Below are 20,939 nucleotides of genomic sequence, written 5' to 3' on the forward strand. Positions count from 1 at the left end.
CGTCAATCATCTGCATTCCCTTCCCTCCGCTCGGGTTCAGGTGCCGGTTCCGGTGCGAGCATCGACGACGCGAGCAGCGCCCGCGTATACGGATGGGACGGCGCGTGCAACACGTCGAGCGTATCGCCCTCCTCGACCACGCGTCCGGCCTTCATCACGATGACCCGGTGGGCCATCGCGCGCATCACCGCGAGATCGTGCGTGATGAACAGGTAGCTCAGCGCGTACTTCTTTTGCAGACGCGTCAGCAGATTCAGCACCTGCTTCTGGATCGACACGTCGAGCGCGCTCGTCGGCTCGTCCAGCACCAGCAGCTCGGGCTCCACCGCCAACGCGCGCGCGATCGCGATGCGCTGGCGCTGGCCGCCGGAAAATTCGTGCGGATAGCGCAGCATCGCTTCGGCCGGCAGGCCGACCTCCTGCAGCAGCGCGGCGACCCGCGCGCGCCGCGCGGCGCCGGCCACCGCCGGTTGGTGCACGGCGAGCCCCTCGCCGACGATCTGCTCGACCGTCATGCGCGGCGACAGCGAGCCGAACGGATCCTGGAACACGACCTGCATGCGGCCGTACAGCGTGCGCCGGCCGCGCGTCGTGCGCAGCGACGCCAGCGGCATGCCGTCGATTTCGATGCCGCCCGACGCCGGCCGCTGCAGCCCGAGCACGGCCGCCGCCAGCGTCGATTTCCCCGACCCCGATTCGCCGACGATGCCGAGCGTCTCGCCGCGTTTCAGGCTCAGCTTCACGTCGTGTACGGCCCGAAACGCCGTCTTGCCGAATACCCCGCGCCAGCCCTTCGTCGCGATGCGGTAATCGACGGCGAGCTGCTGCACGTCGAGGATCGTCGGCGCGCCGGCCGCCACCGGCTCGATGGCGCGTTGCGGCGCGCTGTCGAGCAGCCGGCGCGTGTATGCGTGTTGCGGCGCGGCGAACAGCGCGGCGGTCGTGTTCGTCTCGACGAGCACGCCCTGCTCCATCACGGCCACGCGCTGCGCGAAGCGCCGCACGAGGTTCAGGTCATGCGTGATCAGCAGCACGGCCATCCCGCGCGCGGCCGCCTCCTGCTCCTGCAGTTCGATCAACAGGTCGACGATCTGCTGGCGCACCGTCACGTCGAGCGCGGTCGTCGGCTCGTCGGCGAGCAACAGCCGCGGCCGGCACGCGAGCGCCATCGCGATCATCGCGCGTTGCCGCTGGCCGCCCGACAACTGGTGCGGAAAACTGTCGATGCGCCGCTCCGGCTCCGGGATCCCGGTACGCCGCAGCAGCGCGATGCCGCGTTCGCGCGCGTCGCCCGAGCGCAGCCCCTCGTGCAGCCGCAGGCTCTCGGCGATCTGCTTGCCGATCGTATACAGCGGGTTGAGCGCCGTCATCGGCTCCTGGAACACCATCGCGATATCGGCACCGCGGATGCCGCGCATCTGCTGCTCGGTCTTCGCGAGCAGATCCTCGCCGTCGAACAGCATCTGCCCCGACAGCGTCGCCTGCTGCGCGAGCCGCAGGATCGACAGCGCCGTCACGCTCTTGCCCGAGCCCGACTCGCCGACGAGCGCGACACGCTCGCCGCGCCCGACCGCGAGGCTCAGATCCTGCACGGCGGCTTTCGCGCCGAAGTGCGCGGAGAACCGCCGAATGTCCAGCAAGGGCGCGGTCATCGTTGTTCCCCGCCGAAGGCCGAGCCGCGCGCGCGCATGTCGAGCGCGTTGCGCAGCGCGTCGCCCATGAACGTGAGCAGCAGCAGCGTGACGACCAGCGCCGCGAACGCGGAGATCGAGATCCACCACGCGTCGAGGTAGTTCTTGCCTTCCTGCAGCAGCTCGCCGAGGCTCGGCGTCGGCGGCAGCACGCCGAGGCCGAGGAAGTCGAGGCTCGTCAGCGACAGGATCGCCGCGCTCATCCGGAACGGCAGGAACGTGATCACGGGCGTCAGGCTGTTCGGCAGCACGTGCCGCCACATGATCTGCCGGTTCGACAGCCCCATCGTGCGCGCGGCCTTCACGTAGTCGAGCGCGCGGTTGCGCAGGAACTCGGCGCGCACGTAGTCGGACAGCACGAGCCAGCCGAACATCGACAGCAGGATGAACAGCAGCCACAGCGACGGCTCGAAGATCGACGCGAAGATGATCAGCAGGTACAGGTCGGGCAGCGCGCTCCAGACTTCGATCAGGCGCTGCCCGACGAGATCGGTTCGCCCGCCGTAGAAGCCCTGCAGCGCGCCCGTCAGCACGCCGATCGCGACGCCCGACACCGTCAGCGCGAACGCCATCAGCACCGACAGTCGAAATCCGTACAGCAGCCGCGCGAGGACGTCTCGGCCGAACTGGTCGGTGCCGAGCCAGTTGCTCGCGGACGGCGGCGCCGGGTATGGCCGCGACGCGAAATAGTCGATCGTGTCGTAGCGGTAGCGGTTCGGCGGGTAGATCGCGAAATTGCCGTGCGACTCGATCTTGGCCCGGATGTACGGATCGAGATAATTCGTTTTCGCCGGAAAATCGCCGCCGAACTGTGTCTCCGGATAGTCCTTCACGATCGGGAAATAATAGTGGCCGTCGTAGCGCACCACCAACGGCCGGTCGTTCGACAATCCTTCGGCCAGCAGGCTGAGTGCGAACAGCGTGACGAAGATCACGAGGCTCCAGTAGCCGAGCCGCTGCGCGCGAAACCGCAGCCACGTGCGTCGCCATGGCGACGGCGACGGCGACGGCGACGCCGCGTCCGCGACGGCGGCCGGATCAGTGGTCCAGCCGGCTGAACTGGATACGGGGGTCGACGAGGACATAGCAGATATCCGCGATAAGCTTGGTCAGCAGACCAATCAGGGTGAACAGGAACAGCGAGCCCAGCACGACCGGATAGTCGCGGCGGATCACCGAGTCGTACGACAGTTGCCCCATCCCGTCGAGCGAGAACAGCGTCTCGATCAGCAGGTTGCCGTTCAGGAAGGCACCAACGAACGCGGCCGGCAGCCCCGTGAGCAGCGGGATCGCGGCATTGCGCAGCACGTGCTTCCACAGCACGTCGCGTTCCGGCGCGCCCTTCGCGCGGGCGGTCAGCACGTATTGCCGGCCGATTTCGTCGAGGAACGTGTTCTTCGTGAGGATCGTGACGATCGCGAAATTGCCGACCACCGACGCGGTGACGGGCATCACGATGTGCCACAGATAGTCGAGGGTCTTGCCGAGCAGCGTCAGGTCGTCGAAGTTGTCCGACGTGAGCCCGCGCATCGGAAACACCTGCCAGAACGTGCCGCCGCCGAACAGCATCAGCAGCAGCACACCGAGCACGAAACCCGGCACGGCGTAGCCGGTCAGCACCAGCACGCTCGTCACGGTGTCGAACCGCGAGCCGTTGCGCACCGCCTTCGCGATGCCGAGCGGCACCGATATCAGGTAGGTGAGGATCACCGTCCACAAGCCGAGCGTGATCGACACCGGCAGCTTCGAGCGGATCACGGCCCACACGCTGCGGTGCGCGAAATAGGACTGCCCGAGGTCGAACGTCGCGTAGCTTTTCAGCATCAGCAGATAGCGCTCGAGCGGCGGCTTGTCGAAACCGAACTGCTTGCGGATCTGCTCGATCTGCTGCGGGTCGACGCCCTGGCTGCCGTGGTAGCCGCCGCCGCCTCCGCCCGCGTCCCCGCCGCGCGCGCTGCCGTGGCGCAACTGCGCGAGCACCTGCTCGACCGGGCCGCCCGGCACGAACTGCGTGACCGCGAACGTGATCGTCACGACCCCGATCAGCGTCGGGATCATCAGCAGCAACCGCCTCAATATGTATGCCAGCATCGTAGCTCCCTTGTCAGGCCGCCGGAGCGGGTTGGGCCGCCGGCCGCTTCACGTACCAGTAGTCGATGATCCAGTCCTCGTACTGATAGGAAGCCGGCACGACCGGCGGATGGCCGAGCGCCGTCTTGTACGCGATCCGCGCGTTCGGCAGGTAGTACTGCGGGACCAGCACATACAGGTTGATCAGCACGCGGTCGAGGGCATGCACGGCCGTCTCGAGATCGTCGAGCGTACTGGCCGTGAGCGCCGCTCGAATCAGTGCGTCGACCGCCTTCGACTTCACGCCCGGATAGTTCTCCGAGCCGGGCTGCGATGCGGCCTCGCTGCCGAACCGGCGTGTCAGCTCCGCACCCGGGATCGTCACGGGCAAGTAGATATAGGTCGTCATGTCGTACTCGAAATTGTCGAGCCGCTTCTGGTAGAGCGCGCTGTCGAGCTCGTGCAGGTACGCATGGATGCCGAGCGTCTCGAGCGCCTGCGTGTACGGCAGGATCAGGCGATCCATGCCGGGCTGGTCGTCGATGATCTCGATCGTCATCGGCGTGCCGTTCGCGTCACGCAGCGCGCCGTCGCGATAGTGCCAGCCGGCCTGCGCGAGCAGGTCGCGGGCTTGCCTGAGGTTCGCGCGCAGCGAGCCGGGCGGCAGCGTCGACGGCTGTTTGATCATCGGGCCGAACACCTCCGCCGGCAGCGTCGACCGGTAAGGTTCGAGCAGCGCGAGCTCCTTCGCGCTCGGCATGCCGGACGCCGCGAACGGGCTCGCCTCCCAGAAGCTGTTGGTGCGGCGATACTGCCCGTAGAACATCATCCGGCTCATCCAGTCGAAGTCGAATGCCAGCGCGAGCGCATGCCGCACGCGCACGTCCCGGAACATCGGCTTGCGCAGGTTCATCATGAAGCCCTGCATCTGCGCGGGGCCGTCCGGGAATTCGCCCTTCTTCAACAGCCCGTTGCGGAAGTTCTTGCCGACGTACTTGCGCGCCCACTGCGTCGAGCTGTATTCCATCCGCGCGTCGACATCGCCGGCCTTGAACGCCTCGAGCGCCGTGTACTGGTCGAGATACAGCTTGAACGACACGCGCGCGAAGCGGAACATCCCGCGCCGCGACGGCAGATTCGCGGCCCAGTAGTGCGGGTTGCGCACGTATGCGATCTGCTTGTCGTTTCTGCGCTGCTCGATCAGGTACGCGCCGCTCGCGATCGGCGGCACGTTCGCGATCTGGTCGAACGGTGGGCGCGTACCGTCGGCGCGCTGCCCCCACTTCGGCGAGAACACCGGCAGGTCGCCTGCGATCAGCGCCGCGTCGCGCTCCGCGTGCTTGAATTCGAAGCGGATCGTGTGGCTGTCGACCACCACCGCGCGCTTGATGATCGAGAACTGCGCGTTGTAGATCGGCGACGCTTGGGGGCTCGCCAGTGTGTCGAGCGAATACTTGACGTCGGCCGCGGTGATCGCGTCGCCGTTCGAGAAGCGTGCGGCCGGATTGATGTGAAACGTGGCCGACAGCCCGTCGGGCGCCACTTCGACGTCGTCGGCGATCAGCGCGTATTCGGACGCCAACTCGTCCCAGCTGCGCTGCATCAGCGTGTCGAACATCAGGTTCTTGATGTCCGGCGCGGGCGAGCCGCGGGTCAGGAAGGGGTTCAGCGAGTCGTAGCTCTGGGCCGTATCGTAGTTCTCGAAGTTGAGCGTGCCGTCATTCGGCGCGTCGGGATCCGCATAATCGAAATGCGTAAAGTTGGCCGAGTACTTGGGCTGATCGTATTGAGAGATCGCGTTGGCGGCCTCGGCGGCCGAAGGCGCGAAAGCGTTCAGCGTCGACGCCACGCACACGGCAGCTGCGATGCGAGCGATTCGCCCGCGTTGCCGGCCGGCCCGCAGCGCAAAGCGAACCGATTGCGGCGCGTGCGGCAAACGCAACGTTACAAGTCTCATCTTCTGCTTGTCCTGGGATGCGCCGGTTGGCTGCCGGCACGGATTCAGTATGGTTGTCGCAACGGCTCGACGCCGCCGGATCGCACATAACGGCGTCAGGCCGGAAAGGGCCGCTCCCGGCCGGTAAAGGGAAGCGGAGCGGCCCATCGCGTGCCATTCAAACCGATTGCAGCATCAGAACTTGTAGGTCGCGCCGATCTGCGCGAATCGACCGACATACGTGTACAGCGACGTGTCATAGCCCGTCTGGTAGCTCGCGTTCATAAAGACCGGATCGAACGGCGGCGCACGATTGAAGATGTTGTCGATGCCGGCGTAGATCGTCCAATGCTTGAAGCCGGTGTAGCTGACCATCAGGTTGAACTGACTGTACGAAGCCACGCTGTCCTGCATGTTCGGATACTGGCCCGGCGACAGGATGGCCTGGCTGTACGGTCCCGTGAACATCCACGTCAACGTCGCATTCCATTGGTTGTGGTAGTTCCAGTTCAGACTCGTATTGCCCTTCCAGCGCGGGAAGCTGCCGCCGAACGGCTCGTTCAGCGAACCGTTGTTGCCCGCGAAGTCGGTCGTCTCGCCGCCCACCGGCATCTTGAAGTGCCATACGTAGGCCCAGTCACCCGACAGCGTGAACGTACCGATCTTGGTCGACACCGATTGGCGGAAGGTCGTCTCGAAGCCGTCGGTGTCGAGCGACGACAGATTCATATACGGCAGCACCACATACGCGATGGAGCCGTTCGGGTTACGGATCACCTTCGACGGATCGTTCTGGTCGACCACCGTCTGGATGTCTTCCGTGCCGATCACGTTGTCGATGTGGATCTTGTACCAGTCGAAGCCGAAATCGGTATTGCGGGTGGGCGACAGCTGGAAGCCGATGTTGTAGTTCTTGGTGCGCTCCGGTTGCAGCTTGCTGTTACCGGCCTGCACTTCCTCGACGAGGTTGTATGCGTTCGGGTTGTTGGGATCGTTCGAATCGACCGCGCCCTGCGCGCCGTAGGTCCTCGACGAAGTGTTTTCGATCAGCGTCGGTGCGCGGAAGCCGCGGTTGTAGGAACCGTACACCGTCAGCTCGCGGATCGGCTGGAAGCGCAACGCGAAGCGCGGCGAGAATGCGCCACCGAAGTCGCTGTAGTGGTCGTAGCGACCCGACTGGCTGAACGTCAGGTTCTTCAGGATGGGAATGTCGATCTGGTAGTAGACCGCCGCGACGTTGCGCTCGCCGTTGACCGATTGCAGCGACGGCTGGACGAGCGTGCCGTTCGCGTAGTCCGCGCCTGTACCGATGTACTGGCTCTGGTGCGTGAATTGCGTACCGAGACCGAGGCCGACGTTACCCGTGGGCAACGTGAACAAGTTCGGCGTCGACAGCGTCGCATCGACAGCGTCGAGCTTCGTGATGGCCTGCGTCGACGTGCTTCCGTAAAGGCCGTTCAACCCGTTCGGTGTCGACGACGGATTGGCGAAGTTGAACACGCCGTTCTGGACGATGTTCTCCAATGCGGCCGCGTTGATCAGGTTCGAATAGTTGTTCGACACCGTGTTCTGCGAATGCGTGTAGGACGCGGTCCAATCCCAGTCGCCCACGCGCGGCGTGCTGAACGAGCCTTTCACACCCGTCGCGGCACGCCAGAAGTTCGAGCTCGTGTGCACGGACTGCGTGGCCGGGAACGAGTAGACCAGCTTGGCCGGCACGCCGAACGGGTTATACGGGTTGCTGCCCGGCACGAGGTTCGAAACCGGGTTGAGACCGCCCGTCGCCGGATCGTAGGTCTGCGTGCTGTTGCCGAGGCGGCCGACGAAATTGTTCGTGACCGTCGTATTGTTGCTTTCCCAGAGATCGGCGAACGCCTGCATCGCGTCGCTGATCTTGAAGTCGGCGTGCACCTTCGCGCTCAGGCGTTCGGTCCACGGCGACAGCGACGATGCGTACGCGGTGTTGTTTGCGCAGACCGTGCCCGGACCGTTGACCTGCGCGACGGAGGTGCCCGGCACGGCCTGGCCTCCGTTCGGACACGGGCTCAGCGGCACCTTCGCGCCGGTGGTCGGATTACGCCAGTACGACACGTTCTGGTTCGACAGGCCGCCCGGGAAATTGGAGAAGTCCTGGTTCTGCGTCGTGTCGCGATCGGCGATCGAGATGCCGTTCGACTTGTAGTAGCTGAGCGCCGCCGTCACGTTGAAGCGGTCGGCGTTCAGGTCGCCGATGCCGCCGAGGACGCTGAACTGCGTCGTGCCCTGGCCGCCTTCACCGTTTGTCGCACCACCGTAGCTGCCGCCCAGTTCAAGACCCTGAAAGTTTTTCTTCGTGATGATGTTCACCACGCCCGCGATTGCGTCCGAACCATACTGGGACACCGCGCCGGTCTTGACGATTTCGATGCGGTCGATGATGTTGAGCGGCAGCGTATTCAGGTCGAAGAACTGATCGCTGCCGTTCACGGCGAACGCATACGGCGACACCCGCATGCCGTCGATCAGCACCAGCGTGTATTTCTCGCTGAGGCCGCGCAGCGCGATACCTGCGCCGCCCGGCGCGAAGCTGTTCGTCGAACCTTCGCTCCAGCTGCTTGCCGAATTCGCCGAGGTGCTGCGCAGGTAATCAGCGACGTTGGTCTGACCGCTGTTCTGGATGTCCTTGCTCGTGATGGTCTGCACCTGGTTGAAGCCGACCTTGTCGGCCTGCCGGATCAGCGAACCCGTCACTTCGAATCGCTTGATCTGCGCGACCTTGCCTTGTCCGTTCGCGCCCGGCGCGGCAGGCGTCGCCTCGGCTGCCGCGCTCGATGCCGCGGCACCCGTGGCAGCGACAGAGCCCGCCGTGCCGTTCGCCTGCGAAACGGTCACGGGTGCGCCGTTCGCGACCGCATCCGCGATCGATGCGGCTCCCGGCGCCGGCTGGCTCTGGGCGAACGCCGGCGGCACCAGCACGGCCGTCAACGCCAGCTCCGCCCAGACTATCCTCTTGATGGCCAACGCCAAAACTTTCTGCTTCATCTTGTTCCCTCTCGCTCGTAGTAAGACCCCACCTGCTGCACGCCGGAACTTTGTGAGTTCCTTGCGCGTCCTGGGCGCCCGTGTAACGGACCCCGCCATAGCCACCCTTTCGACTGCCACGACTCGAACGGATCGGCCTCGGGCACCCCTGCCACTCGGCATCACCGTCTCTTAGTGTTTTTATTCGCAATACTTACTACATGTAATGAGCGCACTTCCTGCAATTTCCAATTCGATGGACGACGAGCAGTGAAGACGTCTGCCGGCCGTACTGCGTACTGCGTGCGGCCTTCCATCGATCGGATACTTCTCCTGCGTCGCGGCGTGCGGCGCCTGCCGCCTCCGCTAGAACAGCCTCGGCGTGCCAACCCAGACGATCACCGCCTCTTCGTCGGCCGTGTTGTGCCACGCGTGCGGCACCGTCGATTCGTAATGCGCGGTATCGCCCGCGTTCAGCGTGAACGTGCAATCCTCGAGCGTCAGCGCGACCTGCCCGCGCATCACATAGACGAATTCCTCGCCCGCATGGGTCGTTATCTCGGACGGCGACTGCCCCGCCGGCATCCTGACGAGAATCGCGTCGAGCTTGCGGCCATCCACCGGGTTCGTCAGCTTGGCGAACAGGTTGGCCGAGTTCGTGAACTGGAAATACTGCAGCGCGTGCGCACGGCATACCGAACGCGCTTCTGTCGGCGTGTCGATGAAGTACTGCATCGTGACGCCCAGCGCTTGCGCGATCCGGACCAGCGACGTGATCGACGGCGTCGCGCGCCCGCGTTCGACCTGAGACAGGAACGGCTTCGAAATGCCTGCGATCCCGGCCGTCTCGTCGAGCGTGAGCTTCAGACGCTGGCGCAGCGCCCGGATCTTGTTGCCTAGCGATACGGCGACCAGAACCGACTGATCAGCGGACACAGTCATGGAAGTGCGGGGCCTCGCAGTCGAAACTGGTTTGATGTCGTCGATCCTTGACCGATGCGATGACGCGACCGGCTCGGCGTGATACCCGGCCGCGCGCTGCCGCGGGCAGCCGGCGCGTGGTGCGGCGTGGCGCCGTCGTCGCCCGTCATCGGATGTTTCGCAAATTTGATTCGCCTTGCTAATCAACAAGATCGCCCCTTTCCATCTTCATGTCCGACCTTCGACGGCTTGTCCTTCTGCCGCGCTACGCTGCTCGTCGATTGCGTGCGTGTCGCACGCCGTCGTGCCCTTACGTCGCGCTACCGGGATGCCACCGCGATCCACAGCTTCGCCAGATCGGCCGAACCGTCGTTACCCTTCACCGTGCGCAGCACCTGGACCGCATGCGCCTTCTGGCCCGCCACGTAGTACGCCTCGCCAAGCCGCAGCCGCGCCGCATCGGGGTGCTCGAGCCCGCCCTTCGCGATCACCTGCTCCATCATCGACAGCCCCTGCGCCGCGTGGCCCGCAAACACCAGATTCATGCCCACATCGAGCGGCGCCACCGGATTGGCTGGGTCCGCACCCGCCTGCGCACGCTTGGCAGCCAGCGCCTGCAGCCGTTTCTCGCGGTCGGCCTGCCCATCCTTGCCGAGCACGCCGGACGCGAATCCCTGGTCGATCACCTGCCTGCCTTCGGCTGGCGTTCCTGCCGCCAGCGCGAGCTGCGTCATCTCCATGTAGGCGTCGGCCGTCGTCAGCGAGCCCGTCGCCCTGCGCAACCGGTAGATGTCGAGGTCGAGCGACGACAGGTAGCCGGGGCTGCCGCGAATGGCCGAGATCATGTCCGCCCAGTACGCGGGACTCGGATGATAAGCGACCAGCATGCCGAGCGCGCTGCGATAGGCACCGGCATCCTTGCTCTTTTGCGCACAGGTCGCCAGCATCTGCAACTGCCCTTCGTCGGGCGCATGGCCGGCCTGCGCCTGCGCCTCCGTGCTCGCCTTCAACTGGCTCACGACCTGGCTGCAATCGTTCGACAGGTAATACGACTGTGTGAGCAGCGTGCGCATGTCCGGATCCGTGCCGCCCGCCTTCAGGTAGCGCTGCGCGACGCGGATCGCCTGCGGATAGTTCTTCTGCTGGAAGTAGATCCCGGCGAGCGCCGCCGTGGTCCGCTGCTCATCCGCGCCCGACAGGCGCCCCGAGTTCACGACGGTTTCGTAGGCCTGCGCGGCCACGCCGGTATCGCCGGCCGCCATCGCCGCCGCGCCGCGCGTCGCTTCCACCATGTAGGTTTCATACGGCGTGCGATTCGGCACGGCGGCCGCCTGCGCGATCTTGCCGAGCGCGTCGCGATACTTGTGCGCGCGATACAGGTCCTGCGCCGCCGCCAGCGGCTTCGCCACATCGGGCCGCAACGTGTCGGCCGCCCACGCCGGCCGGCCGAGCACGCAGGCCGCCCCGAGCGCCGTCAGCGCCATCATCCGTTTCCATCGTCGCTGGTTCATCGGTCGGCCTGTTCCGTCATTGCATGAACTGCTCGTTTCCGATCAAGCCGATCTTCGTCGCGCCCACACGCTGCGCGGACGCCAGTACGGCCGCCACGTCCTTGTACGGCGCCAGCTTGTTCGCCCGCAGATGGATCTCCGCCTGCACGGGCTCGTGCGCGACCGTCGTCAGCTTCGCCTCGAGTGCCGCGCGATCCGGCACCGGCGCGCCGTTCCACGTGGTCGTGCCGTCGAAGTCGATGTCGATCTGCACGACCTCCGGCGGCGTAGCGGGCGGCGGCGGGTTGCCCACCGGCAGATCCATCTTCACCGAATGCATCTGAATCGGGATCGTGATGATCAGCATGATCAACAGCACCAGCATCACGTCGATCAGCGGCGTGGTGTTGATGTCGACCATCACGTCCGGCTCGCTGCCGCCCCCGCCCGAAGGCACGTTCATTCCCATCGTCTGCTCCTGTCGATGCTCGCTCCGATCCCATGCGTCGCCGTCAATCGGAATCGGCGCGCATGCTGTTCCCCCGCAAGGCTAACCACCCCGCGCCGGCGGTTCCGTAATGAACGACACCTTCGCGATACCGGCCCGCTCGCACATCGTGACGACCCGGCCGATGAACTCGTAGCGCGTGTTCTGGTCGCCCCGCACGTGCACGCTCGGCTGCGGTTGCTGCTGAGACACCCCCTTCAGCTTCGCGAGCAACGTCGACGCATCCACCAGTTGCTCGCCCCAGAAGAAATCGCCGTCGCGGTTCACCGCGATCTCGACGCTTTTCGGCGTCGTCTGCAGCGGCTGCACGACCTCCTTCGGCAACTGCAGCTGGATCGTGTGCGTGACGACCGGAATCGTGATCAGGAAGATGATCAGCAGCACCAGCATCACGTCGACGAGCGGCGTCGTGTTGATGTTCGCGATCACCTCGTCGCTTTCGTCCTGCCCGACGTTCATGCCCATCGCGCGCCTCCGTCAGCCGGTCAGTTCACGAGCGACGCGGCACGCGACGGTGCGCGAGCGGCACGCTTGCCGCCGGCCAGCAGCACGGTATGCAGCTGGGCGCCGAAGTTGCGGACCCGCTCCATCACCGACTTGTTGCGCCGGACGAGGAAGTTGTAGCCGAGTACGGCAGGCACCGCGACTGCCAGGCCGATCGCCGTCATGATCAGCGCCTCGCCCACCGGGCCCGCGACCTTGTCGATCGACGCCTGGCCCGCGATCCCGATCGCCGTCAGCGCGTGATAGATGCCCCAGACAGTCCCGAACAGCCCGACGAACGGCGCGGTCGAACCGACCGTCGCCAGGAACGCGAGCCCGTCCTGCATGCGGTTCGACACGTTCGTGATCGACCGCTCGACGGACACGTCGATCCACGTGTTGCGGTCCACGGCTTCGAGCAATGCCTCCTCGTGATGCTCGCCCGCCTCGATCGCCGTTTCGGCGATGAAGCGGAACGGCGATGCCTCGTCGAGCAGCTTCGCGCCCTCGGCCAGGGACGGCGCGCTCCAGAGTTGCGCGTCGGCGAGCTTCGCGCGGCGGTTCGCCCGCAACTGCTCGACGAACTTCGTGACCATGATGTACCAGCTGCCCATCGACATGATCACGAGCAGGATCAGCACGAAGCGCGCGACGAAGTCGCCGTTCTTCCATAGCGCGCCGAGCCCGTACGGATTCTCGACCGCTTCAGTGGCGGCAGGCGCCGGCGGCGGTGCCGGCTCGGCGGCGGCAGGCGCCTGCGCAGGCGCCGCAGCCTGTGTCGACGCATCGGATGCCGCCGCGGATCCGCTCGCTTGCGCGTAAGCGAATTGCGGTGCAACGAGCCCGTCGATCGCGGCGACGGACATCAACAGGCTTGCCGCCAGCGCGGCCAGAGAACGCTTGGTCATAACCCACTCCGATTCTTTCGTATAACTTATGATTAAATTTCAGGCCGGTTTTCTCCGGTCCGGCTCCCGCCGGACCGCCCACTGCATCAATTCAGGTTGAACGAGAACGGCACCTGCACCCGTACTGCCTGGCCTTGCGCCACGCATTTGAACCGCTTCACGGTGTTGTAGGCGGCACGATCGAGCACGGGGTCGGCCGACTGGGCCACGCGTTCGTTCGTGATGTTCCCTTCCGCATCCACGACGAACTCGATCGTCACGTCACCGGTGATGTTGTTTTCCTGCGCTTCCTTCGGGTACTGCATCGATGCGCGGATCGTGTCCGAATTCGGGCAGACGACGCCCACTTCGTGACTGACCGGCTTGGCAGGTGCGGGCGGTGCGATGACGGGCGCTTGCACGGCCGGCGCGGACTGCACTGGTGCCGACTGATGCGTGATCGTCGCCTGCGGCGGCGCTTGCACCGGCACTTCAGGCGGCGGCACGAACGGCGGCGGCGGGGGCGCGAACTTCGGCGGCGGAAGCTTGACGACCGGCATCGGCGGGGGCGGCGGCGGTTTCACCGGCTCGATGATGCGGGTTTCGATCGGATGCTGGATCACCTGCACGACTTTCGTCGCGAGGCCGTTGAGCAATGCGTAGATCAGCACTGCGTGCAACAGGAGAACGACTGCGATGCCGCCGAAACGGCGCACCGGATTCTGCTGCTTCTTGCCGAATTCCCGCGGACGCCCGAGCGTGGCAAGCCCGCTGTTCGAAGCAATCAGATGCTTTTCGACTTTCATGCCCACTATCCATCCCCCAAGCGAATCGCCCAGTTTCACGATGATGGCCGGCCCCGGAACCGGGTCGGTTCCGTCGCCGCCTCAACGCGAAATCTAATTTTTAATGCAATTTGCAATCCGAATCGAAAGCATCGATTTCGGATCCGAATTCATTCAATTTCAAGGAATCGTTTCAACCGCCACGGGATAGCCGCCTTATCCGGCATCCACCCCGCACCAGCGTTCAGGCAATTGTCAGCTGCGTCGACACAGGCACGTTCGCGCATGACGATCGGACCGTCGCTACACCCCGATGGCAGCGTGGCCGTGCGTCTTGGGTGCAGACGATAGCAAGGAAAAAATCTGGCCGTCAAACTTTTTTTGATGCCCGAATACAAAGTTTGGAGGACTTGCTCGAATAACGAGTCAGGAGGCTTCACGAAACATTTTTTATTGATTCTGTAATTAATTTGTATGGTTATCGCACTCATTCGGTGCTTATGGCCAATAATCACCAATTTAGTGCGATGCACCGAATCGACGCGGATTTAATGAAGCGTTATCGGATACGTCTCATTGTCTCCTGCATGGATGGAAGCCTATCGACCGTTGTTATGCGGGGCTACGGATTTTCAAAACAATACTCGGACGAATCCAATTAACTTATTCGTAATCGACTACAAATCAAAATAGTGACATTCAAGATGCCTATCAAATATGCACGATGATCTGCATGCCGAATCTATTTTCTGATTCCGGGCACGACTGCGTCTACGAGAACTCGTTGGCCGACTGTCTGCGCGTACGGGCGTCTCTTACTTCACGGAGCGATGTGAACGCTCCATCAACGCGCATTCGGCGTCGCTGCTCACGTCCCAATCCTGGAACAAGCGATTACGGACAAATCCGGCGGGGGAAGCACCAAGCGGTGCTCGAGGCGATGCCGCAGAGACCGGACCGCCAGTTCGGTGCCATGACGACGATGCACAGTCGAACACGGGTTCGGCGCACGCAAACACCCGATGGGTGCGATTCACTTCCACACACTCAGGCGTTGCCGCGGCGCGACAGAAATGTACATGCACGTACGGGCATACACGTCCCCAAGCGCGTCATCAGGATCGTGAGGTTGAGCGAGGCGATGTGAGCAATCGGATACCCGCTCGACCGTGCCGAGCGCAACGGGGATCATGCGACCATGATCGCGAGCTCATCCGCATACGCATTCAACCGATCCCCTACCTGCACCTTCAGGACATCGATGAACCGTTTGATTTTCGCGTCGACGAATTGACGGGACGAGTACACCGCATATACGTTGCGCTGCGCGGTGTGAAATTCCGGCAGGACGCGAACGAGCGATCCTTTGCGCAGATCGTCGATTGCCGAGAAGGCAGCGATCAATCCAATTCCCGCGCCCTCCCGCAGTACCGTGGACATCGCATCCATGTCATTCACACTGAAGTGCGATCCCGTTGGACGATACACCGCCTCGCCTGCTCTGCCTTGCAGATGCCATTCGTCCGGCGCGTAATCGACCGTGCTCAGAAGCACACATGTGTGACCGACGAGGTCTTCCACACACTCGGGAGCCGGATGCCGTGCCAGATAGTCGGGCGACGCCGCGAGAATGCAATGACTGGTTCCGATCTTCTGGCTCACGTACGCCGAGTCGGGCAGCGTGCGCGCGATCACGATCGCCACGTCGAGTTGCTCTTCGAGCAGATTCGGCATCCGCTGCGACAGCATGAGATCGACCGATACTTCCGGATATGCGCTCCGATAGGCAAGCACGGCTTGCGAAACGAGTTGGCGCCCCAATCCCGGCACCGCATGCACGCGTAATAGACCACGCGGCTCCAGCAGCGCATCGCGTGCTTCCGCTTCCGCCCGTTCGATGTCCGAGAGGATCGCAACACTGCGTTCGTAAAAACGTCGCCCCGCGTCGGTAACGACGAGCCGTCGCGTCGAGCGCTGTAGCAACCGCGTGTTGAGATTGTCTTCGAGGACAGATACCGCTCGAGAAATGTTGCCGACCGTCGTATCGAGGTGGTTTGCGACAGCCGTGAAACTGCCCATCTCGACCACTTTCACAAACACCGACATGGTGTGCACCTTGTCCATTAGTCACCCTCGCTTTGAATTTTTCGTCGAATCGCTGCGTTTCGGCCCGCGCGAGTCTGTGATCATAGGTTCCGCACCTGTTTCGTGCAGTCAGCGAGCGGCATCGTGTCGTTTTTTTGCATCCTTTCACTTATCTTTCATTTCGGCGGCGGATTTTCCCTCCAGAGACAAGATTCATTCTTGCCGGGCCATCTAAGTTGCCGCCTGCTTCACGCCTAGACTTGGTCCCGAAGTCAGGCAGTCGGAACGTAGACGTTTCAATCCTGAGCTCCGTCCGCCATGGTCGATGATCCAGACACGGCGTAGCGCAGGCTCCCTATCCGGCTCTAGACGAACCCGCATCAAATCGCAATCCTAACCATAAAGGCTAAACCATGGACATCACATACGACGCGCTTCATCTCTTCATCGATGGCGAATGGATCGGCGCGAGCGAACGCGAAACGGCGCCCGTGATCAATCCCGCCACGCAAATCCAGATCGGGCGCGTTCCACTGGCGACGGCAGCCGACCTCGATCGCGCCCTCCAGGCTGCGGTACCGGCGTTCGATGTCTGGCGCAACACCGTGCCGGCCGAACGTGCGCGCATTCTGAAGCGCGCGGCGGAACTAATGCGCGAGCGCGCCGAGCACATTGCTACCGTGATGACGCTGGAGGAAGGGAAACCGCTGGCAGAAAGCCGCGACGAAGTCCTGCGCGCCGCCGACTATTTCGAATGGTTCGCCGAAGAGGCGCGTCGCATCGACGGCCGCGTGGTGCCATCCAACCGTCCGGGCGTGCAACAGCTCGTGAAGAAACAGGCGATCGGGCCCGTCGCCGCATTCACGCCGTGGAATTTTCCGGCGATCACCCCGGCGCGCAAGCTCTCCGCCGCACTCGCCGCCGGATGCAGTGTCATCATCAAACCCGGCGAGGAAAGCCCCGCAACGGCGCTCGCGTTGGCACGCGCACTGGACGACGCCGGCTTGCCGAAGGGCGTGCTTCAAGTCGTGTTCGGCGTGCCCGACCAGGTGTCTACGCAACTGATCGCTTCCCCGGTAATCCGGAAGGTCACGTTCACGGGCTCGGTGCCGATCGGCCGTCTGTTGTCGGCGCGCGCAGCCGAAGGCGTCAAACCCATCACGCTTGAGCTGGGCGGCCACGGGCCCGTCCTCGTATTCAACGATGCCGACGTCGAAAAGGCTGCGGTCGAAGGCGCGGCGAATCGCTTTCGCGGCACCGGCCAGGTCTGCATCTCGTCGACGCGCTTCCTGATCCAACGCGAAGTCTACGACGAGTTCGTCGGTCACTTCGTACGTGCGACGAGCGCGCTCAAGGTCGGGAACGGCATGGATGCCGGCACGCAGGTCGGGCCGCTGGCGAACCCGCGCCAGCTTGCCAAGATGGAGGAACTCATCGCCGACGCGGTGGAGCGTGGCGCAACGATTCTGGCCGGCGGAAAGCGCATCGAAGGCGAGGGATATTTCTTCGAGCCAACGGTCCTCGCAGACGTACCGAAGGACGCGCGTGTGATGCACGAAGAACCGTTCGGCCCGATCGCGGTGCTGATGCGCTTCGATGCCCTTGCCGACGGCCTCGCCGAAGCGAACCGGTTGCCGTACGGGCTCTCTGCCTATGCGTTCACAAGCAGTGCGCGTACGGCCATCGATGCAGCGGACGGCCTCGAAGCCGGCATGATCGGCATCAACCAGTACCGCATCGTCTCGACCGAACTGCCGTTCGGCGGCATGAAGGAAAGCGGCCACGGCTCGGAAGGCGGCACCGAGGGCATCGAGTACTACCTCACACACAAGTTCATCAGCCAGGCTTGAAAGGAGATCGCCATGTCCGATACGCATTTCGATAGTCCGCGCGAAGCCGCGCGTGCGTTCACGCCGACGCTTTCGGCATTCGTCGACGACACGCTCTATCCGCGGATCTGGAGCGATCCGACGCTCTCGCCGCGCGACCGCAGCCTCGTGACTGTTGCCGCGCTGATCGCGGGAGGCCATCTCGACGAGTTGCCGGCGCACCTGCGCCGCGCGTTGACGAACGGCGTAACCCGTGAAGAGTTGTCAGCGGCAATCACTCACCTCGCGTTCTATGCCGGGTTTCCCGCCGCAATCTCCGCATCCGCCACGGCGCAGGCAACGCTCGGCGCCCATCCTCAGCCCGACGATCTCGCCGGCAATGCATCTACGACGCAGGAAGGTTTGAAATGAAAGCCATCACATTCAAGGAATTCGGCGATGCCGAGGTGCTCCAACTGGCCGAGGTCGCGGCTCCTGAAGTTCGGCCCGACGATCTACTGGTACGCGTCCATGCCGCGGGTGTGAATCGCGCCGATCTGACCCATCGGCGTGGCGGATACGGCCGGCCGAACTTCGGCGACTCGACGATCATGGGTCTCGAAATCGCCGGCGAGGTGATCGAGACCGGATCTTCCGTGCAGGGTTACAAGGTCGGTGATCGTGTCATGGGCGTCGTGGGCGGCGGGGCCTACGCAGAACGGGCGCGCATTGACTGGAGAATGGCGATGCCCATTCCGGCAACGCTCGACTATGTGCATGCGGCCGCCATACCGGAAGTGTTCGTCACTGCGCACGAAGCGTTGTTGCATCTGGGCCGCTTGCAGCGCGGCGATGCGGTGCTGATCCACGCAGCGGCGGGCGGGGTGGGTTCCGCAGCGGTCCAGCTGGCCTATGCAACCGGCGCGACGATTTTCGCAACGGCCGAAGCCTCGAAGCTGGAACGGATCGTTCAACTGGGTGTGGACCATGCGATCGACTACAAGACGCAGGACTTTTCGGAAGTCGTCGCAAGCAGGACGGGCAAACGTGGTGTCGATGTGGTCATCGACTTCGTGGGCGCACCGTATTTTTCCCGGAACGTCGCGTCATTGGCAAACGGCGGCCGGCTGGTGCAGGTCGGGATACTCGGCGGCGGCGGTGACGTCAGCGTGAGCCTCGAACAGATCCTGTACCGTCATCTGCAAATCATCGGCACGGTGATGAAGTCGCGCGACCAGAGCGAGAAACACGCGATGGTTCGGCGGTTTCGCGAACATTGGCTGGACCGCTTTGCGGGAGGCGCGGGTCTGGAGCCGGTCGTCGACAGCGTGTTTCCGCTCGCAGACGCCGCGGCCGCCCATCGACGGATGGAGTCTGCTGTGAACGTAGGAAAGATCATCCTGACGATGAGCGAAGATAGCTGACGTAGGGCCGATTCGCGTCGCGGCCCATGTACGAAGCTGGTTGATGGCAGTCAGGCGGACGGGAGCGCGTTGCTCATGGCCGGAAATAAAACCATTCGCGACGACGGGCCGGCAGCGCCGATGGTGCATGTCGCGGCTTCCCGCACCCGAATCGAACGTCCCGCACGTACCGGAACGGTATCGCTCCCTCGCAGCTTTCCGGCACGACGCTCAGAACAACACGCTCGAGGCGGTATCCTGATCCTCCGGCGTGAAGACTACCCCACCGTCGCCGGATTCGTCGCGCATCCGGCGAGGTTCGGTCTCGTCGAGCAGAGGCACCCCGCCGCACTCATGGAATTCCGCGTGCGGAGACGCCGTCTCGATCGGCAAATCCGGCCGCCGCCGGGCCATTCTGATTTTCGAAGTCATGACATCCTCCGTACATCGGCAATCGTATCGTCGCGCGACCTCGCTCACGCGCGATCGGCGGCCTCGGGCAGCGGTTCCGCGCCCTCGCACACCTCGTCCGCAGGCTGCGGCGCATCGACCCGCTTGCGAAACAATCGGGACGTCACCCACAGCACCCACGCGCCCGGACCGCTGAGCATCACGGCCATGAACAACAGGATGTGCTGGATGCCTAGCACCGGCCCCACGCTCGCGGTCAACACGCCCGCGAGCGGATACGAGAGCCCGTTGATCAGATAGAACGGCCCGATCACTTTGCCGAGGTGCTCGCGCTCGATCGCACGTACGCGCAATGTCCGGTTGAACACGTTGTACCAAGCAGCCCCCGCCATCGCGCCGAGAAACGCGATCACATAAACCCAGACACCCTGCGCCAATCCCATGCATACGAGCCCGGTGCACATCAGCGCGAAGCCGCCTGCACCGAGCCGATAGATGCTCCAACTGCGGGTCAGCTTCGGAATCAGCAACAGGTTCAGCAGCCCGAGCACGCCCGCGCCAGTGTTCATCAAGCCGAATACACTGTCGGATGCGCGGAACACGCCCGTGACGAGATATGCGTTCGCGCTCGCCGCGATCGCAAACGCGAGGTTGATGGCGAAGTTCACCAACGCAAGCAACACAACCGGCCGGTTCGCGATCAGCAATCGCCATCCCAGAACCAGGTCGTGCCGGACCCGACCGTGAGCGGTGCCGCGCGGGCTCGCCGGAAGTTCGCGCCAGCACCACGCGGCCAGCGCGAATCCGGCCGCCGCGACGAGCAGGAGCGGGAGCTTACCCAGCCATTGCGCCAGCCCCGCCGCAAGGGCTGGACCGAGGGCCATCGCGAGCAATTCGACGTTCTGCACCAACGACTGCAAATCCGACAGCTTGCCGCCGTCCGCTAGCATCGGCACCGTCTTTTCCACCGACATCCGCACCGGCGCGATCAGCAGCGACAGGAAGACGCTGTTGACCATCAGCGCAATGATCGTGGCCGACGGCATCGCGAAGCAGGCTGCCACGGCAATCGTCAGGCAGGTCATCCGGACGCGATTTGCATACCGGAACAACCGGCGGCCGCCGAGTCGGTCCGCGAACAAGCCGGCGAACGGATAAGCGATCAACGCCGGCACCCATTCGACTGCATATGCAATGCCCGAATACGCGAGGCTTCCGGTCCGCTGATAAATGAGAAGCGGCACCGCAAACAGCACCGTCTGCTCGGCGATCAATCCAAGCATCAGTCCCGACGCGAACCAGCGCAGCGAAGCGGAGCGCGATTCACCGATCAATCGCCACCTCCATGCTCGAGGCGCTCACGTCGCGACGGAACCCTGGCCGCCGTCCTGACCGATGAACACCACACGTTTCACTCGCCTCTGATCCATCATTTCGTATCACTTATCTATATCCTTGATT

At 64.0% G+C, this 20,939-nt stretch carries 17 protein-coding genes; 3 read left to right on the forward strand and 14 right to left on the reverse strand.

Annotated elements, in window-relative coordinates; all coding sequences use genetic code 11:
- Positions 1 to 2: 2 nt before the first annotated feature.
- The 12 genes from MYA_RS20480 to MYA_RS20535 form a co-directional block, all read right to left on the reverse strand.
- Positions 3 to 1,652, reverse strand: coding sequence for an ABC transporter ATP-binding protein (locus MYA_RS20480; protein ID WP_014724876.1), 1,650 nt, complete (start codon positions 1,650 to 1,652; stop codon positions 3 to 5).
- Complete coding sequence (locus MYA_RS20485; protein ID WP_014724877.1) at positions 1,649 to 2,776, reverse strand: ABC transporter permease; 1,128 nt, start codon at positions 2,774 to 2,776, stop codon at positions 1,649 to 1,651. Before MYA_RS20485 ends, MYA_RS20480 begins: the two co-directional genes overlap by 4 nt.
- Positions 2,730 to 3,782 carry a microcin C ABC transporter permease YejB gene (locus MYA_RS20490; protein WP_011882238.1) on the reverse strand — a complete coding sequence of 351 codons (1,053 nt, stop codon included), beginning with the start codon at positions 3,780 to 3,782 and terminating at the stop codon, positions 2,730 to 2,732. Before MYA_RS20490 ends, MYA_RS20485 begins: the two co-directional genes overlap by 47 nt.
- A 13-nt stretch (positions 3,783 to 3,795) precedes the next feature.
- Positions 3,796 to 5,718 (reverse strand): extracellular solute-binding protein, encoded by a 1,923-nt coding sequence (locus tag MYA_RS20495; protein WP_014724879.1) that lies wholly within the window; start codon positions 5,716 to 5,718, stop codon positions 3,796 to 3,798.
- A 174-nt stretch (positions 5,719 to 5,892) separates the two neighbouring features.
- Positions 5,893 to 8,718: a TonB-dependent receptor gene (locus MYA_RS20500; RefSeq protein WP_014724881.1), complete on the reverse strand. Its 2,826-nt coding sequence runs from the start codon at positions 8,716 to 8,718 to the stop codon at positions 5,893 to 5,895.
- Positions 8,719 to 9,063: 345 nt separating this feature from the next.
- Positions 9,064 to 9,639 carry a helix-turn-helix domain-containing protein gene (locus tag MYA_RS20505; protein WP_011882235.1) on the reverse strand — a complete coding sequence of 192 codons (576 nt, stop codon included), beginning with the start codon at positions 9,637 to 9,639 and terminating at the stop codon, positions 9,064 to 9,066.
- A gap of 299 nt (positions 9,640 to 9,938) precedes the next feature.
- Positions 9,939 to 11,129 carry a tetratricopeptide repeat protein gene (locus tag MYA_RS20510; protein ID WP_011882234.1) on the reverse strand — a complete coding sequence of 397 codons (1,191 nt, stop codon included), beginning with the start codon at positions 11,127 to 11,129 and terminating at the stop codon, positions 9,939 to 9,941.
- Positions 11,130 to 11,145: 16 nt separating this feature from the next.
- On the reverse strand, positions 11,146 to 11,577 hold the full coding sequence (locus MYA_RS20515) for an ExbD/TolR family protein (RefSeq protein ID WP_011882233.1): 432 nt from the start codon (positions 11,575 to 11,577) through the stop codon (positions 11,146 to 11,148).
- A gap of 81 nt (positions 11,578 to 11,658) precedes the next feature.
- Complete coding sequence (locus MYA_RS20520; RefSeq protein ID WP_011882232.1) at positions 11,659 to 12,081, reverse strand: ExbD/TolR family protein; 423 nt, start codon at positions 12,079 to 12,081, stop codon at positions 11,659 to 11,661.
- A 20-nt stretch (positions 12,082 to 12,101) separates the two neighbouring features.
- Positions 12,102 to 13,007, reverse strand: a complete 906-nt coding sequence (locus MYA_RS20525; RefSeq protein WP_011882231.1) for a MotA/TolQ/ExbB proton channel family protein — start codon at positions 13,005 to 13,007, stop codon at positions 12,102 to 12,104.
- An 86-nt stretch (positions 13,008 to 13,093) separates the two neighbouring features.
- Positions 13,094 to 13,792: an energy transducer TonB gene (locus MYA_RS20530; RefSeq protein ID WP_011882230.1), complete on the reverse strand. Its 699-nt coding sequence runs from the start codon at positions 13,790 to 13,792 to the stop codon at positions 13,094 to 13,096.
- A gap of 1,167 nt (positions 13,793 to 14,959) precedes the next feature.
- Positions 14,960 to 15,895 carry a LysR family transcriptional regulator gene (locus MYA_RS20535; RefSeq protein WP_011882227.1) on the reverse strand — a complete coding sequence of 312 codons (936 nt, stop codon included), beginning with the start codon at positions 15,893 to 15,895 and terminating at the stop codon, positions 14,960 to 14,962.
- Between the two features lie 374 nt (positions 15,896 to 16,269).
- Here MYA_RS20535 and MYA_RS20540 point away from each other — a divergent pair, with 374 nt between their 5' ends.
- Genes MYA_RS20540 through MYA_RS20550 form a run of 3 tightly spaced genes read left to right on the forward strand, consistent with a single transcriptional unit; the run spans position 16,270 to position 19,088 of the window.
- Positions 16,270 to 17,706, forward strand: a complete 1,437-nt coding sequence (locus MYA_RS20540; RefSeq protein WP_014724883.1) for an NAD-dependent succinate-semialdehyde dehydrogenase — start codon at positions 16,270 to 16,272, stop codon at positions 17,704 to 17,706.
- A gap of 12 nt (positions 17,707 to 17,718) precedes the next feature.
- Positions 17,719 to 18,096: a carboxymuconolactone decarboxylase family protein gene (locus MYA_RS20545; protein WP_011882225.1), complete on the forward strand. Its 378-nt coding sequence runs from the start codon at positions 17,719 to 17,721 to the stop codon at positions 18,094 to 18,096.
- Positions 18,093 to 19,088, forward strand: a complete 996-nt coding sequence (locus tag MYA_RS20550; protein WP_011882224.1) for an NAD(P)H-quinone oxidoreductase — start codon at positions 18,093 to 18,095, stop codon at positions 19,086 to 19,088. The genes MYA_RS20545 and MYA_RS20550 overlap by 4 nt, the downstream gene beginning before the upstream one ends.
- Positions 19,089 to 19,298: 210 nt before the next feature.
- Here the strand turns inward: MYA_RS20550 and MYA_RS20555 are convergent, their stop codons facing one another.
- Positions 19,299 to 19,499 carry a hypothetical protein gene (locus MYA_RS20555; protein WP_014724884.1) on the reverse strand — a complete coding sequence of 67 codons (201 nt, stop codon included), beginning with the start codon at positions 19,497 to 19,499 and terminating at the stop codon, positions 19,299 to 19,301.
- A gap of 44 nt (positions 19,500 to 19,543) precedes the next feature.
- On the reverse strand, positions 19,544 to 20,812 hold the full coding sequence (locus tag MYA_RS20560; RefSeq protein ID WP_011882223.1) for an MFS transporter: 1,269 nt from the start codon (positions 20,810 to 20,812) through the stop codon (positions 19,544 to 19,546).
- Positions 20,813 to 20,939: the final 127 nt, after the last annotated feature.

Origin of the sequence: Burkholderia sp. KJ006 (assembly GCF_000262695.1) — a bacterium.
In the GTDB taxonomy this organism is placed as follows: Bacteria; Pseudomonadota; Gammaproteobacteria; order Burkholderiales; family Burkholderiaceae; genus Burkholderia; species Burkholderia vietnamiensis.